The sequence below is a fragment of the Chryseobacterium vaccae genome (assembly GCF_009602705.1).
In the GTDB taxonomy this organism is placed as follows: domain Bacteria; phylum Bacteroidota; class Bacteroidia; order Flavobacteriales; family Weeksellaceae; genus Chryseobacterium; species Chryseobacterium vaccae.
The window spans coordinates 4,687,972-4,703,767 of record NZ_VSWH01000001.1 but is presented as its reverse complement, the minus strand read 5'-3'; the positions used below and the strand labels follow the sequence as shown (position 1 = coordinate 4,703,767).

Here is a 15,796-nt window from a genome sequence, read left to right as displayed (position 1 = left end):
TTTATATATATAATATTCTATATTTAAAACTATTGTTAGAAATTTATAAACTGTAAAAAAAACTAGCCGAATAAACTAAATCAGAACAAACAATAAATAAAATTCATTAAAAAAACACTTTTACAGTAAAAAAAGATAAATATTTCATCAGAAATTTTCAAAAATTAACATAAAAAACTTATAAAATTACGCAATATCGCTCTAAAAAAAACAAAACACTCTATTTGGAGTGTTTTGTTTTTTTTAGAGCGATTTAATAATTATAATCATAATACCTTGCGCCTTTTAGAACAGGATCTTCAGATTCTATAGCTAATAATCCAAATCCTTTATACTTTTTATTGACAGAATTTCCAAGCTGCTTTCTGTGTAGTCTTTCATACGTTTCAAAGTCAATGGCAGTTCTGTTCTTCAGGTTTTTAAAAAGCTGCCATTTGGAAACCACCATTCTCCAGTTTTCGGACACCTTTCCGGCAAATACTTTTGATTTTGAACCGCTTCCATATCCAAAAAATCCTATTTCGGCTCCGGCCAATTCTTCATTTTCATTAAAAGAAACCTCCAATGCGGAAAGCATGGCCATAAAAATGGAAGCAGTATACATATTTCCGATCTCTGAAGACGCTCTCTGCGTATATTCTATTTTATCACTGACCAGCTGCAGATAGCCATCCGATTTCGCTGCGGCTTTCTGTTCGTCCTGAGTATGGTAAGGAAATCCGTTTTCAAGGCTGTAGATTTCTGTAAATACTCTTTTTCCGTGAAAAGCATACGGAAGGTGGAAGATCAGGTATTTCCAGGTCTCATAAGGTTTATCTTTCCCTGTAATTTCTTTATAATGCTGATAGGCTTCTCTGATTCTGTTCTGATAACATTGGTTGGAATATTGCCCGTCAAAAACAGGCTCATCTGTAAAAATTTCAATTGTATCCGGAAAATTTTCAGGAGCATTATTCAGATCTTCCTTATTATACTGCCTTCTCGGTTTGAAAAAATCGAAAACGCTTTCCGTTGCCACTCCCCAGTTATTCTCAATTTCCAGAAGATCCGGCTGCGAAGAAATCAGTAAGGCAACAGCTCCCCCGCCCTGGGTATATTCTCCCGAAGAGGCAAGTTCATATTTAGCATAATCACTTGCAATAACCACTGCTTTTTTATCTGGATTTGCTCTTACGAAATCTAAAGAATTATGCAGTACATCAACAGCTCCGATACAGGCAAAAGTCATATCTGCCACATCACAGTTTCTGAAACATCTTTCTCCAAATTCTTTCACCAAAACTTTTTCTACCATCTGAACCGCATATGAAACTGTTGGTTTTGCGGCATCCAGGGCACTTTCTGTTCCCAGATAGATTCTTGCTATTTCTTTAGGATCAATTTCATAATCCCTGATTAGTTTTAATAAGGCTTCTGCAGCAAAAGTAGCGGTGTCTTCATGAGCATCCGGAAATCCCATTTTATATAATCCAAGTCCTTTTTCAAGTTTTGCTGCTTCAATTCCTCTTTTCTCTGCCAGATCACTGATTTCCAAATACAAAGACGGCACATACCAGCCCGCTGCTTCAATTCCAAAAGTCATATTCTTTAAATTTTTATACGAATTTAAAAAATGCGGACTGAATACTCCTTCAATATCATTTACTTTTTAAGCATTATTGTCAAATCTCATATTGTGATTTCCAACAGGGATGATTATTCATAAAAAAAGCCACTGAAAAACAGTGGCTTGAGTATTTTAATTCTGTATCTGAAACAACTTATTTGAAGCTTTCAATCGCTTTATTCAATGCGTCAATCTGCTTATTGATACTTGTCCCTTTCTGAGGATTCTGTCTTAAAAGGTCCATTTTCTTGCTCAGTCCGTCTTTAAGCATCTGGATAACCATCATTTTAGCCTGGGGATTATCACCCATCTGATCTTTTGCATTCGTGATGATCTTGGCAATATTATCTGTTGCCTTCAGATTATCTGAGCTCATGATCCAGTTGAAACCGTCTTCAGCAGCTTTTCCCAGTTCAGGATCTTTGAATTTAACAAATGGATAAAATGCTGCAAGAGGAGTGATATGAGACATCTGAGAAGTCACTTTATTCTTTACAACAACAGGAAGTAATTGTTCTAACAACTCATCAGAAGCTCCTTCCAGATCAATCTTATCTGCCAAGGCATCAGCTTTTGCAGGATCAATAGTGAGAACAGCACTTAAAGAATTCCCTTTTACTGCATTAGAAACGGCACTCACTCCTTTTTCAAAGATTGGAAGGTATTTTTTATCTTTAGTTTTAGCCAAAGCGGCAACTGCAGCAGCCTGAACTAAGGTTTTGGGATCATTTGAAGCCAGTTTTTCAACCTCAGCTCCCAGTGCTTTCATCTGATCTGCATTAGTAAGATCCATTAGTTCTAATGCTTTTATTCTAATTCTGAAAAACGGATCTTTCAGTGCTGCACCTAATAATTTTACTGCGGAAGCATTTTTTCCAGTCTGATCTTTTATCCCTGTCAGAGCTTTGTATCTGTTTTTAAATTCTTTGGAGCCTGTAAACTGCATCAGATTCTGCTCCGGAGTTTTCGTGTCGGTAATATCTGCCAGTAAAATACCATCTGCATTGATATTGACAAGATCCGGATTTTTAGAAACATCAAAAGTGAATGTATTTTTATCTTCAGCATTTACCCAAACATTATATCGCTTCGGCTTTCCACTATCATATACATCAATAGCAAGAGGAAATTCGAAAGGGAGTTCCTGTGTTTGATTAATCGTGACTGTAACCTGTTTTTTAACCGGTTCAAAAGTAGATGAATAACTGATTTTTGGGTTTCCGTTTCCAAAATACCACTGATTAAAAAACCAGTTCAGATCTTTACCGCTCACTTTCTCAAAAGACAGTCTCAGCTGGTGGGCTTCCGCGTTCTGATATTCGTTGGTTTTAAGATAATCATTCATTCCGGCAAAAAAGGCTTCATCACCAAGATAGTTTCTCAGCATATGAAGGATTCCGCCTCCTTTCTGGTAGGTAACAAGGTCGAAAACATCTTCGCGGGAATCATAGTTGAATCTCACCAGATTTTTCCTGAAATCGGAAGGATTATGGATGTACATATTTACATCAGACATCAGGTGATAATCTGCCTGATCTTTTCCATACTTATAATCATTCCACAGGTATTCGGAATAGTTGGCAAAGGATTCGTTTACGGTAAGGTTACTCCAGCTTTCCGCAGTGACAAGATCTCCAAACCAATGATGAAATAACTCGTGGGCAATAGTATCTTCCCATTTATTTTCATCAATCAGCTGCCCGGGTTTCTGAAGAATATCGCTTCCGTGGAGGGTAGCTGTTGTGTTTTCCATGGCACCGCTTACATATTCTCTTCCTGAAATCTGTGCATATTTTACCCATGGATAATCATAGTTCAGTTTTTTAGAAAAGAACTCAATCATTTCCGGTGTGTTTCCGTAGATTTGTTTCGCATAGGGTTCATATTCTTTCTCAATATAGTAATCTACAGGAATATTTTTCCATTTGTCTTTAACGATCGCATATTCTCCTACTCCCATGAAGAAAAGATAAGTAGAATGTCTCTTATCCATTACCCAATGGTCTGTTCTAAGACCAGCCCCTTCTTTTTGAGAATTTTTTAAAACTCCGTTGGAAAGTGTGACATATTTATCTGGAACAGTCATGTAAATTTCCTGAGTCGTTTTTTGGTTCGGCTTATCTATTGTAGGAAACCATGCGGAAGAAGACTCTGTTTCACCCTGCGTCCAGATCTGCGTAGGCATGTCAGGGTCTTTACCTTGTGCATTGATGAAATAAAGTCCCTTGGCATCATTAATTGCCATACTTCCTTCCTGTTTTACTTCATTCGGGCGGGCAGTGTATTTGATATAAACGGTATAATCCTGATTTTTCTGATAGATTTTATCCAGACTGATTTTTAAAACATCGTTTTTATAATCGTATTTCAGAGGTGATTTTTTCCCGTCATTATCCAGAGCAACTTCATGAATCAACATTCCTTTTGCATCCAGAACGAGTTCATTGGATGGGTAAAAGTAAGGAGATGCTGTCAACCATTCTTCTCCATTCATATGCTCTTTCTGATAATCGAAGCTGACTTTAAGTTTCGTGTGTTTAAGCTCTGTTATTTTGGTATGAGTGGCCCTGTATACCTTTTCTCTTCCTGAGGTTTCAGTCTGGGCTGATACATTTGCAGAAAATACGATTCCCAATACAGCAATCGATAAAATCACCTTTTTCATTATGGTCTACCTTATTATTTTTTAGAATTATTTTTCGTTAGTATATCAAAAATATCGTTCACCAAAGTTTCATAATCACCAGTTTTTAATTGTTCTTTGGTTTTGGCAAAAGCTTTTTTCAGCTCGCTTTCAGGGTTTTCATCATCGATGATTTCAACCGACTCTACTCCTTTCAACTGAAGCACAGCATTTTTAAGCGCTTCAACATCTGCATTTTCTTCGGTATTTATTTTTAAATATTTCATTCTATTGTTTTTTAAAAGTGAAATTATTTCCTGCCTGCGAAAAATCCATTGTTCCTTTTTCGGCATTGAATTTCATTTTGATTCCTGCTGTTTCAAATTTGAACTCGCTTTCAGAAACAGCATCCAGTGGAAATGCTCCCTGCCCTGTGGCCTGTCCTTTTAGTTTGCCTCCTTCTGAAAATATTTTGACATCCAAAGGAAATCCTTCAGCTTTATAAAGTCCTTCATACTTTTTCAAAAGGTCTCCTGCAACGGAAACTTCTTTAAAGCTGGGCATTTTAAAGTCTTTTCCTGTGGCAGTTTCCAACATTTTTATCGAAATCTCATTGTTATTGTAATCTGACTGATTGGTAATGAAGCTTACTCCTGCTTTCACTTCAGGGAAATAATATAATACGGAACGGAACTGATCTATTCCTCCGTTATGGCCATATCCCCAATATTTATCAAAAGGAACTTTAGCCAACCCATAGCCATACCCGTCAATAAATTCTTTCATCTGTTTAAGACTGTTTTTATCAACTAATTTCCCGTTTTCCAAAGCGATAATGAACTTCAGCAATTCTGTAGGCGTAGAAATAAGGTTTCCTGCACCAATCGGAACACTCATATCTGTTTCCTGCCATGGCTTGTAGCTTCCATCAGCATACTGATAAGAAAGTGCCTGGTTGTTGGAAGGTTCAATTTTACCACCTACCTTCGTAAGTGTTAATTTTAAAGGTCCTGCAATTTTGTCCTGAATAAGTTTTGCATAACTTTTTTTGTATACTTTTTCCAGGATGAAACCTAACAGGATATAACCCGAATTACTATATTCATATTTTGTTCCCGGGGCAAAATCGCTTTTATATTTTTTAATGATTGATACCAGTGATATTTCCGTTTGAGGTTTAGTATTGTATGTCCAGTACTCTTCTTCATTGGTAAGGTTATGAATACCGCTTCTGTGCTGCAAAAGGTCTTTGATGGTAATTTTAGCCGCATTTTCCACTTCAGGGTAAAACGCAGAAAGTTTAGTATCCAGAGAAAGTTTTTTGTCTTCCACTGCTTTCATCACCAGCACCGCCGTAAATGTTTTGGAAATAGAGCCTATGCGATACTGTGTATTCATATTGGCTTTCTGTTTTTTAGCAGCATCTGAAAATCCGGTTACTTTCAAAAAGGTAGGTTTATCATTGTCTGCAAAGGCAAAACTTCCCATTACTTTATGATGAACGGATAAGGAATCAAGATAATCCATCAGTTTCTGTCTGCCTGTATTCTGAGAATAGGCCATGCAGGAAAATCCTGCCGCTGCTACAAAGAAAAGTTTTTTCAGCATCATACTATTAATTTTATTAATCAGTAGCTAATATAAGGCTATTGTTACAGTTAAAGCCCTTGAAAGAAGCATTTGATGGTATAAAATGAGAAATAAATAACCTTCATACTTTATGCTGTTTTTATAGACGCAAAGAATGATTTATAGGCAATGTTAATTTTAGGGAGCAAAGAGTGCAATCAACTGCGTTGATCCGATGAAGCTGGCGGTTTGACAGACTTCATCTGTGGGCTGCTTTTCTTTATTTTTTAGTTAAAATAGCGTCAAAAAAAAGTTCCGGGAGTTCCGGAACTGATTATTATATAGCCACAGGAGCTTTAATGCCGGGATGCGGATCATAGTTTTCCAATGTAAAATCTTCGAAATCAAATCCAAAAATATCTTTGATCTCTGAATTTAGTTTCATTACCGGAAGTGGCCTTGGCTCTCTTGAAAGCTGTCTGTTCACCTGTTCAAAATGATTATTATAAATATGCACATCACCGAAGCTGTGCACATAATCGCCTACTTCCAGGTCACATACCTGTGCCACCATCATCAGAAGCAATGCATAACTTGCAATATTGAACGGTACACCCAGAAAAACATCGGCACTTCTCTGATACAGCTGCAGCGATAATTTTCCGTCTGCTACATAAAACTGGAACAATGCATGACAAGGTGCCAATGCCATATTTGGGATTTCAGCAGTATTCCATGCGGAAACGATCAGCCTGCGGGAATCCGGATTTTTCTTGATCTGATCGATCACTTCTGTGATCTGGTCTACAATTTTCCCATCTGCTCCCTGCCAGCTTCTCCACTGTGCTCCATACACAGGTCCTAAATTACCGTTTTCGTCGGCCCATTCATCCCAGATAGAAACTCCATTATCATTCAGGTATTTGATATTGGTATCTCCTTTCAGGAACCAAAGCAGTTCATAAATAATTGATTTCAGATGCACTTTTTTGGTGGTTACCAAAGGAAAACCTTTTGACAGATCATACCTTAGCTGATATCCGAAAACACTTCTGGTTCCGGTTCCGGTTCTATCGGTTTTGTCTGTTCCATTGTCTAAAATATGCTGTAAAAGGTCTAAATAATTTTGCATTTGAAAGCGATTTTTATGGTCCAAATTTAGAAAAAACTTCCCTAAAAAACTATTAAAAAGGCATTCACTTTCATGAATGCCCTGTATAGAAACGATATTATTTTTCTATTAAATGACTGTTGTTCAGTTAGGCTAAAAAGAATCAGAAGATTGAAATATAAGAGTCTTTTTTATCAAGATCACCAGATCTCTCCAATGGTCTGACTGATGTTATTCACCGTAAAAACCTCTCTTTTCTTCTTCCCGTACATTGCTTTTACAAGGGGTGATTCTGCTGAAACCGTCATGATCTTTTGTTTCTCAAAAACAATTTCACCTGCGGATACTGTAATATAAAATAATCCTTTATCAGTTTTCACTAAAGCTCCGTTCTTTACTTTATCCATCGGCTCGCATGATATCTTCTGAACTACAGCTTGCTGACTCAGGGTTTCATTAAGCTGCCGCTGAAGATTATTGATCTCCTGCTGAAGCATTTCACGTCCGGTTTCATATTTATCTCCCATAGAACTTTTAGTATCATTATTGGAGGCACGGGTTTCGGCGATCAGACTTTCAAAATGTATGATCTTATCTGTAATCTTTTTTGTAAGAATATTTAGTAGGTCTTGTTTGTTCATGAAAGCTTTTATCTTCTCTGAAAAAGAGAGAAATTTATAAGAGTTACTACTATATCTGAGAATTAACGATTCTCAGAAAATATTATTTTTCAAAAACCGCATAATCAGAAACTTTGAAGCTGAAGTCTTTTCCAGTGTCAAAGTTTCTTTTGGATCTGTCAAAGACATTTTTGAAAGTTCCCGACAGGTTTCCGTCTTCAATGGTGAAATTTACAGGCTCTTTGGACATATTCAAAACTACGAGAACTTCATCTTTCCCATTCTTTCTTACATAGGCGAGGATCTTATCGTTGGCTGTAGTATTCAGAAGATAGGTTGTTACCTGGGTATCTCCACCTCTTAAAGCCGGGTTGGAAGTTTTCAGTTCCAGCAAAGTTTTATAAAAATCAGATACCTGATAAGTATTGGTCCATTTGATCACGTCTTTTTCAAAAAACTCCAGCCTTTTCATGTTGGGAAGTTCCTGTCCGGAATACAGCAGAGGAACCCCATTCCATGTAGCTGAGAAAACAGCCATCGGTTTGGTGATTACTCCATATTTTTCATATTCTGTTCCGTTCCATGAGTTTTCATCATGATTGCTGGTAAACCATGCTCTCATTGAGTTATCTCCGATATTGGAATACTGAACCAACAGATCTTTAAGCCCCTGAAGCGGTTCATTTTTCTTATAATAATCTGCTGATTTGTGCATCCATTTCCATGAGTAGCTGGCATCAAATACTTTCCCATATTCAGGGCTTTCTAATTCATCAAATTCTCCCAGCCAGAAAAGAGGTTTTAATTTTTCTACTTCAGGGCGGGCCTGTTCCCAGAAATCTACCTCTACCCATGAAGCAAGATCACATCTGAAGCCATCGATATTGGTTTCTTTTACCCAGAATTTCATGGCATCAATCATGGCCTGGCGCATTTCCTGGTTTTTGTAATCCAGTTCAATGATATCATCCATTCCGGAAGCGATATGGAATTTACCGTCCGGATCTTTCAGATAAAATTCAGGATGCGTTTTGGTCCATACATGATCCCATCCCGTGTGGTTGGCTACCCAGTCTATGATTACTTTAAATCCTAATCTGTGTGCTTCATTTACCATATGTTTAAAATCGTCCAGAGTTCCGAATTCCGGATTAATGGAAGTATAGTCTGACGCTGCATAAGGACTTCCCATGCTTCCTTTTTTATTCTGCTGGGCAATAGGAGTTATGGGCATAAACCAAAGTGTTTTCACCCCCATATTCTTCAGGCGGGGCATTTCTTTTTCAAATGCTTTGAAAGTTCCTTCTTTGGTATATTGTCTTATGTTTACTTCGTAGATATTGGTTGTATGCTTCCATTCTTTGGGCAGATCCATAGTATTTTTTGTATTTTGGGTGGTACAGGAAACAATTCCCAGACCAATGATTGCGAATAAAATTAATTTTTTCATTAATCTAATTTTAGCAAAAGTAAGGAATGTTTTTTTGAGAGAAGAGGAAAAACCAAAAGAGCCGAAGGAGAAATTCAGTCTAAGGGAATTAAAATGATAAGGTTGGGAGTTTTTTATTAAACCTGACAGGTCTTTGAGACCTGTCAGGTTTTCGATCATACAGAACGAGATAAAACAAGTTCTGCTTTCAACAAAAAACCCCGGATTATTGATCCGGGGTCTTATATTGTATTCAGATGTTATCTCTCGTCATCGTTGTCATCCTCATCATCGAAAACATCATCGTTGTAGTCATCTTCTTCTTCGTCATCGAAGCTGTCGTCTTCATCTTCGAAGTTTCCACTTCCTCCGAAATCGTCTTCAAAACCAAAATCATCATCCATTAAAGGCATTGCTGATTTCTTTTTGGAGCTTCCTCCATTTCCACTTTTGCTAGGTGCCTTTAAAGGAACATTTCCGAATCTATAAACTGTAATAGGATAGGTAACTCCTTTTTTCTCGTCAATAATTTCAATTAATTCACAGAAGAACTCCCAGAGATCAAGAAGTCCATATTGGAACTGTGCTTTGTCACCTGCATTTTGGAAAGCCTCATCGATGTATACATCCGACATGATTTCGCCATCACCATCGTCACTCATATCTTCCAACGGTACACTTTTTACTATTGTTCCGTCATCTTCCAAAAGATTAAAAGTAGAAAGCTCGTCTCCCTGCAGATTGAACGCACTTTTAATTCCCAAATGTAAGTTCCATAGTGATTGTTTTCCTTTAACTTCAATATCTCGGAAAACATCTTCTTTCGCATCTAATATTACGCGGATCTTGTAAACCATATCAGTTTCTTAAATTACTTTTTTTGCCTTAATTATTATGATAAATCTCTGTTGCAAATATATAATAAATGACATGTGACAAAAAAATATTTCAGGATTTTTTAAAATATTTTTTTTTCTTACATTTTGACCGGATTATTTACTTTTCTCGAGCATAAAACTGAACTTGGTTCCTTCAAGGTACACACTTTCTACGGTAATATTTTCACTATGAGCCTCAAGAATATGCTTTACAATCGCCAATCCCAGGCCGGAACCGCCTTCCCTTCTGCTTCTGCTGGTTTCTACTCTGTAGAATCTTTCAAAAATTCTGGGGAGAATCTCTGATTTTATTCCCATCCCATTATCAATAACTTCAATAAGAACCTTGTTTTTCAGAACACTTGTTTTTACCACTACTCTTGCTTCCTGTCTGTTGGCATAATGAATGGCATTTGAAATTAAATTGATGAAAACCTGCGATATTTTCTGTTTGTCAGCATCTACAAAAATCTGCGGATGTAAGGTCTGAATCTGCAATGTGGTAGTATGCTTCTCCGCTTCAAATTCAAGAAGATCAAAAATTTCCTTGATCAGGAGATTGACATCAAATGTAGAAACTGTAAGGTTGATCTCCCCTGCTTCAAGCCTGTTGATCATATCAAGATCTGTAACAATAGCAATAAGCCTTTCTACGGATTTATCAATTCTTTCCAGATATTTATCACGGATGGTAAGATTATCCACACCGCCGTCTCTTAAGGTTTCCACGTACCCCTGAATGGAAAACAGTGGAGTTTTAAGTTCATGGGAAACGTTGCCGATGTATTCTTTACGGTAGCTTTCCATTTCCTTCATCATATCAATTTCCGTTACCTGCTGCTGATTGAGATCCGAAAACCTTTCTCCGAGCTCTTTAATGGTAATATTTTCATCATTATCATGAACAATTTCCTGCGGAAGGAGTTCAGAAAGTCCGCGGACCTGCTTTTTACCGTAGTAATTGAACAGGAGTTCAAGAACTACATAATTGATCATAAAGATGAGGAGAACACAGATAAAAAGTCCGATTTTAAAAAACGGTGTCTGGTAATAGAGGTCCTTCAGCGAATCAAAGATGATTACTAAAAGAAACATCACCAGTGTCAGAAGACACGAGGCGACGAGTGTAAGTCTGTAAAATTTCAATTTTACAAAATTTTTAAGGTTGGTATAAATTTAGAAATTTTAAGCCGTTAAACGATAAGTTTATAGCCAATTCCTTTCAGGGTCTGAATGGTATTGATTCCCAGTTTTTCTCTCAGTCTTCTGATGTGAACATCTATGGTTCTTTCACCTACGATTACATCATTTCCCCAGACTTTTTCAAGGATTTCTTCTCTTTTAAAGACTTTTTCCGTGTTTGAAGCTAACAGATAAAGCAGATCGAATTCTTTTTTAGGAAGAAGAAACTGCTGTCCGCTTTTGGAAACTCTGAAGTTATCCTTGTCAATCACAAGGTCGCCAATCTCGATAAGTTTAGCGTTGTCAGAAACCTGGGAAGTCAGCTGCAGTAATGCGTTAACTTTTGAAATAAGGATCTTCGGTTTGATTAGTTTTACAACGTAATCATTAGCTCCTGCCTGAAAACCGGCTAACTGAGAAAATTCTTCACTTCTTGCGGAAAGAAAAACAATCAGTGTTTTCTGAAGTTCTTTCACTTTACGAAGTTCCTGACAGGTCTCAATCCCATCTTTTTCCGGCATCATTACATCTAATAAGATAAGATCAGGGATAATTTCTTTGGCTTTTTCTATTCCTTCGTTTCCGTTGGTAGCTGTGTGGATGTCGTAGCCTTCCTTTTCCAGGTTGTAAGACAGAATCTCTAAAATATCCAGTTCGTCGTCTATTAAAAGGATTTTCTTTTGGTTCATTTTAAATTTTTGCTGATTCAAAGTTAATAAATTTTAAAGCACAGATGAACGAATCCTTTATCGTTCACATAAAGTTAACAATAATGCCTATTTATTAATGTTTAGTTAAAAAAAAATTAAATTTTACTAAACCACTTACGCCATCAAACTTTTATTCCTTTGCACCGAAAGAATCTAGTAAATAAAGTAAGTAAATAATGAAAATTAATAAACTTAGCATTGCAGTCTTATTTTTATCCGGATCTGTATTTTATGCACAGGAAACGAAGCAGGATACCATCAGTAAGGAGAAAAAAATTGAAGGCGTAGTAATCCAAGGAAGCAGTAACAAGAAAACTGAAACTGCCGTATTAGGAGAGCAGAAAAAAGCGATTATTCAAAAGCAGGCTGTAAGTGCTGAAGAGATTTCCAGAAAAGGGATCTCCAACGTAGAGCAGGGACTTACAAAGGTAACAGGAATCACTACGGTAGAAGGAAGAGGTCTTTTCGTAAGAGGTCTTGAAGAGCGTTACAATTACCTGTTGATCAACGGTCTGGGCTCTCCTTCCAACAACCCATTCCAGAAGATTATTGCTTTAAAGCAGTTTCCAACGGATGTAGTAGGTAAATTAAATATCTACAAAACCTTCAACTCCAACCTTTACGGAGATTTCGCAGGTGCTACTTTTGATATTGAAACATTGACGATTGATAAGCCTTTTTCAAAAATTGAATTCGGGATTGGTGTTAATACTGTAAGTACTTTCAGAGACGGGTTTAAAGTTTCAGAAGGAGCAGACGGGTTTACGGGCTATCTTGGATTGAATTCAAGGGATAAAAAGTTACCATCAGCGATCAGAGATTCAAGGCCAAGCAATTACAGATTTTCAGGAAGTGAATCATTATCTCAGTTTAAAGACAGCTGGAATGTAGATAATGTGAAATCTTTACCTAATACTAATATCGGATTCACCACTGTTCAAAAAATGAAAGCCGGAGAAAATGGGAATCTTGGGTTCTTATTTTCATTAAATCAAAGTTCGGAATATTCGTATAAAGAAGGAGCAAAAAACCAGTTTAAAGATTTTGGAGGGGTAATTAACCTGAACAACGAATTACAAAGAAAGCAGTATAATTATCAGATAGAATCATCCGCTTTATTAGGACTAGGATATAAAAATAAAGGTACGGTTATTAATTTAAATGCGATGTACCTTCAGAACGTTAATAATATTATTGAAGATTATTACGGATATAAAAATAACCAGGTTCAAAATAAAGATATTGGATTCTTCCGTACTAACCAACAGGATTTATCTAGATTCCTTAACATTCAGCTGACAGGCTCACAAAAAATAGGAGAAAGACATCAGGTAAAAGCAGGAGGAAGTTATGTAATTAATAACTATCAGCAGCCTGACAGAAAGATTCTTGAAGGAAGCCGTCTGGATTCAAACGGAAATATGCTTCCTGACAACCAGCTGCTTCTGGCATATGGAGGAAACAATATTATCCGTCAGTACCTTGATGTAAATTCAAGATTCTATGGTTCCGCTTACGGAGAGTACTCTGTATTTTTAGGGGAAAAAGGAGATAAAAAAGATTTCCCGATGCAGTTATCCATTGGATATAATGGCTTTGCAGATCTTAGAAAAACATCATACCGATTCATTTTCGGAAAACCTAATGGTACAGCAGGACAAAGTTTTATCATCGATAAAAATTCTCCACAGGCTAAATTTGATCAGGATCTTGCCAATAACAGATTCTTCTTCCAGGAAGAAACGGATGCGTCCAACTTCTTTACAAGCATGTATCAGTTTGTTAATGCCGGATATATTAATTTCAATTACAAGCCTTCTGAAACATGGGATATCCTTATTGGGGGAAGATATGAAAATGATATGACGTTAATCCGTTTTTCTGAGCAGGGAGCTGAGAAAAAAACAAATCTGGACAAGGAAAGAAATCTATTTCTCCCTTCCCTAGCTGTTAAAAAGGCTCTTAACAATAAGAATAACCTAAGATTTTCATTCAGTAAGACTGTTACCCGTCCTGTATTAATTGAAACAATGGAAATTTCATACATCAATCCAGATAACGAGACGATCAAAGGTAATCCGGACATTAAATTAAGTGATAACTATAACTTTGATTTGAAATGGGAATATTTCCCAACCAACAAAGAAATGTTCGCTGTGAACTTATTTGCTAAAAGAATTAACAACGCTATCGAAAGATCTTTTGTTTCTTCTGGGGATGCCAATGGGGTAACCGTTACGTTTTACAACGCTAAAAAAGCTGAGCTGGCTGGTATCGAATTAGAAGGAATCATGAGTTTGGGAAGAATTTCTGAATCTTTAGACAAGTTCACATTAGGTGCTAATGCTACTTTTATGTATACCAATGTTGAAAGAAGCGAAGAGCAGCTAAAGCTGGAACAACCTAACCCTAGCTTTTATACGGGAAAACTACGTAAAAGAGGACTTCAGGGAGCTTCACCTTACACCATCAACGCAGACTTAAAATACGAAACCAAAACCAAGAATAATTTAAGCAGAACATTATCCCTGGTATACAATGTTTCAGGATCTAAGATCTACGCTGTAGGGACTTCCGGTTCAGATAATTTCTACGAAAAACCTTTCCATCAGCTGGATTTCGTATATCAGGAGCAACTTACTAAAAACTGGAACGTAAAAGCCGGAGTTCGAAATATTTTAAATAACAGATACAGAATTCTTTTAGGAGATAAAAGCTACTATAATGTAGAAACCAACGGAACCAATACCTATACGGATTATTTCAGAGGAATAAACTTTAACCTGACTGTAGGATATACGTTCTAAATAATTAATAAAAATAAAAAATAAATAAAGTATAAAAATGAAAAGAAGAGTTTTATCATTACTATCGTTAACTGCTGTGTTAACATTAGCCTTAAATTCGTGTACAATTGATGTAAATGATGGCTTAGGAGATGGTACTCCAGTTACTCCTGGAACTACTGAAAGCGTATTAAGTGGAAGCGGAACTTTATCCGGGACCATTACTAAGGATATCTTAATTAAAAAAGGAAATTATACATTAGACGGAATCGTAAAAATAACAAACAATGCTACAATTACTATTGAAGCAGGTGCTACTTTTAACGTTTCTACAACTAAAACGAGTGGTCTTGTAGTTCTTCAGGACGGTAAGATCAATGCTGTTGGAACAGCATCTGAACCTATCGTATTTACAACTGCTACTAAAACTCCTGGTGACTGGGGTGGTATTACCTTATATGGAAGTGCTCCTATCAAAGCAATCAACGGAAACACTCAGGCTTTGTCCGAGGATGGAAACAATGTTTACTACGGAGGAAGCGATGCTAATTCAAACTCAGGAACCATGAAGTTTGTAAGAGTAGAATATGCAGGTAAAAAGATTGGTGACGGTACTTCTGAAACCAACTCTATGACTTTCTATGCAGTAGGAGCAGGAACTACATTAGAAAACCTTGTGACTTACAAAGGAACTGATGATGGCTATGAATTCTTCGGAGGTACTGTAAGTGCTAAAAACATTATTTCTTATGGAAATTATGACGATTCTTTCGACTGGCAGGATGCATGGAGCGGGCAGAACAATACGAACTGGTATGCTTTCCAGACAGGTGTAGGAAATTTCGGTATGGAGATTGAAGCTTCCAGCAATATTGATAATGTTGCCCCAAAAATTTCAAATATTACCCTAATCAGAGATGCCAATACTAATCCGGAAGTGGCCAACTCTCCTGAGATTTCAGCGATTCAGTTTAAAAAGCAGGGAACTGGTATTTTCTCTAATGTTTATATCAGCGGATATAAAAATATTGGTACTCAAAAGGCATATTCAGTTCTGATTCAGGATGCACCTACAGAGACAAGTCAGGTAAATACCAACAAAGTATCTGTTGCTCCTATGACTTACTTAAACTCTGACAATCCTGGGGTTTGGGGGTATGCGTTCACACCAAACGGAGGAAAAGTTTTCACTAATACTTCAACCGTTACAAAAGTATCTCTAACTCCTGGAGCCTGGGCTACTGTAGACGGAATAAACCTTTTAGCCGGATTACAATAAGTA

General features: G+C 36.9%; 12 protein-coding genes. 2 read left to right on the top strand and 10 right to left on the bottom strand.

The genetic code is table 11. The features are described 5' to 3' along the window. Positions 1–253: 253 nt before the first annotated feature. The 10 genes from FW768_RS21585 to FW768_RS21540 all read right to left on the bottom strand — a co-directional run bounded on the left by FW768_RS21585 (position 254) and on the right by FW768_RS21540 (position 11,707). A complete protein-coding gene (locus FW768_RS21585) occupies positions 254–1,582 on the bottom strand; it encodes a hydroxymethylglutaryl-CoA synthase family protein (RefSeq protein WP_153399090.1) in 1,329 nt (442 codons plus the stop codon). Between the two features lie 178 nt (positions 1,583–1,760). After that, entirely contained in the window at positions 1,761–4,271 is a 2,511-nt protein-coding gene (locus tag FW768_RS21580) for a M1 family metallopeptidase (RefSeq protein ID WP_153399087.1), read from the bottom strand. A gap of 14 nt (positions 4,272–4,285) precedes the next feature. After that, complete coding sequence (locus FW768_RS21575) at positions 4,286–4,516, bottom strand: hypothetical protein (protein ID WP_185152030.1); 231 nt, start codon at positions 4,514–4,516, stop codon at positions 4,286–4,288. Between the two features lies 1 nt (position 4,517). Then, the gene (locus tag FW768_RS21570) at positions 4,518–5,840 is read right to left on the bottom strand and encodes a serine hydrolase domain-containing protein (RefSeq protein WP_231128766.1); all 1,323 of its coding nucleotides are present in this window, start codon (positions 5,838–5,840) and stop codon (positions 4,518–4,520) included. Positions 5,841–6,135: 295 nt separating this feature from the next. Then, complete coding sequence (locus tag FW768_RS21565; RefSeq protein WP_153399082.1) at positions 6,136–6,930, bottom strand: thymidylate synthase; 795 nt, start codon at positions 6,928–6,930, stop codon at positions 6,136–6,138. Positions 6,931–7,109: 179 nt separating this feature from the next. Beyond that, positions 7,110–7,550: a GreA/GreB family elongation factor gene (locus FW768_RS21560; protein ID WP_153399079.1), complete on the bottom strand. Its 441-nt coding sequence runs from the start codon at positions 7,548–7,550 to the stop codon at positions 7,110–7,112. A gap of 82 nt (positions 7,551–7,632) precedes the next feature. Continuing rightward, positions 7,633–8,979, bottom strand: coding sequence for an alpha-amylase family glycosyl hydrolase (locus FW768_RS21555; protein WP_153399076.1), 1,347 nt, complete (start codon positions 8,977–8,979; stop codon positions 7,633–7,635). Positions 8,980–9,218: 239 nt separating this feature from the next. Beyond that, on the bottom strand, positions 9,219–9,815 hold the full coding sequence (locus FW768_RS21550; RefSeq protein WP_153399073.1) for an IS1096 element passenger TnpR family protein: 597 nt from the start codon (positions 9,813–9,815) through the stop codon (positions 9,219–9,221). 135 nt (positions 9,816–9,950) lie between these two features. After that, positions 9,951–10,982: a sensor histidine kinase gene (locus tag FW768_RS21545; protein ID WP_153399070.1), complete on the bottom strand. Its 1,032-nt coding sequence runs from the start codon at positions 10,980–10,982 to the stop codon at positions 9,951–9,953. Positions 10,983–11,029: 47 nt separating this feature from the next. Beyond that, positions 11,030–11,707 carry a response regulator transcription factor gene (locus FW768_RS21540; RefSeq protein WP_153399067.1) on the bottom strand — a complete coding sequence of 226 codons (678 nt, stop codon included), beginning with the start codon at positions 11,705–11,707 and terminating at the stop codon, positions 11,030–11,032. A gap of 197 nt (positions 11,708–11,904) precedes the next feature. Between FW768_RS21540 and FW768_RS21535 the strand changes: the two genes are divergently transcribed. Together FW768_RS21535 and FW768_RS21530 are read left to right on the top strand one after the other, a co-directional pair. Then, the gene (locus tag FW768_RS21535) at positions 11,905–14,535 is read left to right on the top strand and encodes a TonB-dependent receptor plug domain-containing protein (protein ID WP_153399064.1); all 2,631 of its coding nucleotides are present in this window, start codon (positions 11,905–11,907) and stop codon (positions 14,533–14,535) included. Between the two features lie 37 nt (positions 14,536–14,572). Then, on the top strand, positions 14,573–15,793 hold the full coding sequence (locus FW768_RS21530) for a hypothetical protein (RefSeq protein ID WP_153399061.1): 1,221 nt from the start codon (positions 14,573–14,575) through the stop codon (positions 15,791–15,793). Positions 15,794–15,796 lie beyond the last annotated feature (3 nt).

What these genes read in the sequence shown, in the direction of transcription:
- FW768_RS21580 (WP_153399087.1), bottom strand. Translation starts at nt 4,271, where the DNA reads ATGAAAAAGGTGATTTTATCGATTGCTGTATTGGGAATCGTATTTTCT.
- FW768_RS21540 (WP_153399067.1), bottom strand. Translation starts at nt 11,707, where the DNA reads ATGAACCAAAAGAAAATCCTTTTAATAGACGACGAACTGGATATTTTA.
- FW768_RS21585 (WP_153399090.1), bottom strand. Translation starts at nt 1,582, where the DNA reads ATGACTTTTGGAATTGAAGCAGCGGGCTGGTATGTGCCGTCTTTGTAT.
- FW768_RS21535 (WP_153399064.1), top strand. Translation starts at nt 11,905, where the DNA reads ATGAAAATTAATAAACTTAGCATTGCAGTCTTATTTTTATCCGGATCT.
- FW768_RS21530 (WP_153399061.1), top strand. Translation starts at nt 14,573, where the DNA reads ATGAAAAGAAGAGTTTTATCATTACTATCGTTAACTGCTGTGTTAACA.
- FW768_RS21565 (WP_153399082.1), bottom strand. Translation starts at nt 6,930, where the DNA reads ATGCAAAATTATTTAGACCTTTTACAGCATATTTTAGACAATGGAACA.
- FW768_RS21570 (WP_231128766.1), bottom strand. Translation starts at nt 5,840, where the DNA reads ATGATGCTGAAAAAACTTTTCTTTGTAGCAGCGGCAGGATTTTCCTGC.
- FW768_RS21575 (WP_185152030.1), bottom strand. Translation starts at nt 4,516, where the DNA reads ATGAAATATTTAAAAATAAATACCGAAGAAAATGCAGATGTTGAAGCG.
- FW768_RS21550 (WP_153399073.1), bottom strand. Translation starts at nt 9,815, where the DNA reads ATGGTTTACAAGATCCGCGTAATATTAGATGCGAAAGAAGATGTTTTC.
- FW768_RS21560 (WP_153399079.1), bottom strand. Translation starts at nt 7,550, where the DNA reads ATGAACAAACAAGACCTACTAAATATTCTTACAAAAAAGATTACAGAT.
- FW768_RS21555 (WP_153399076.1), bottom strand. Translation starts at nt 8,979, where the DNA reads ATGAAAAAATTAATTTTATTCGCAATCATTGGTCTGGGAATTGTTTCC.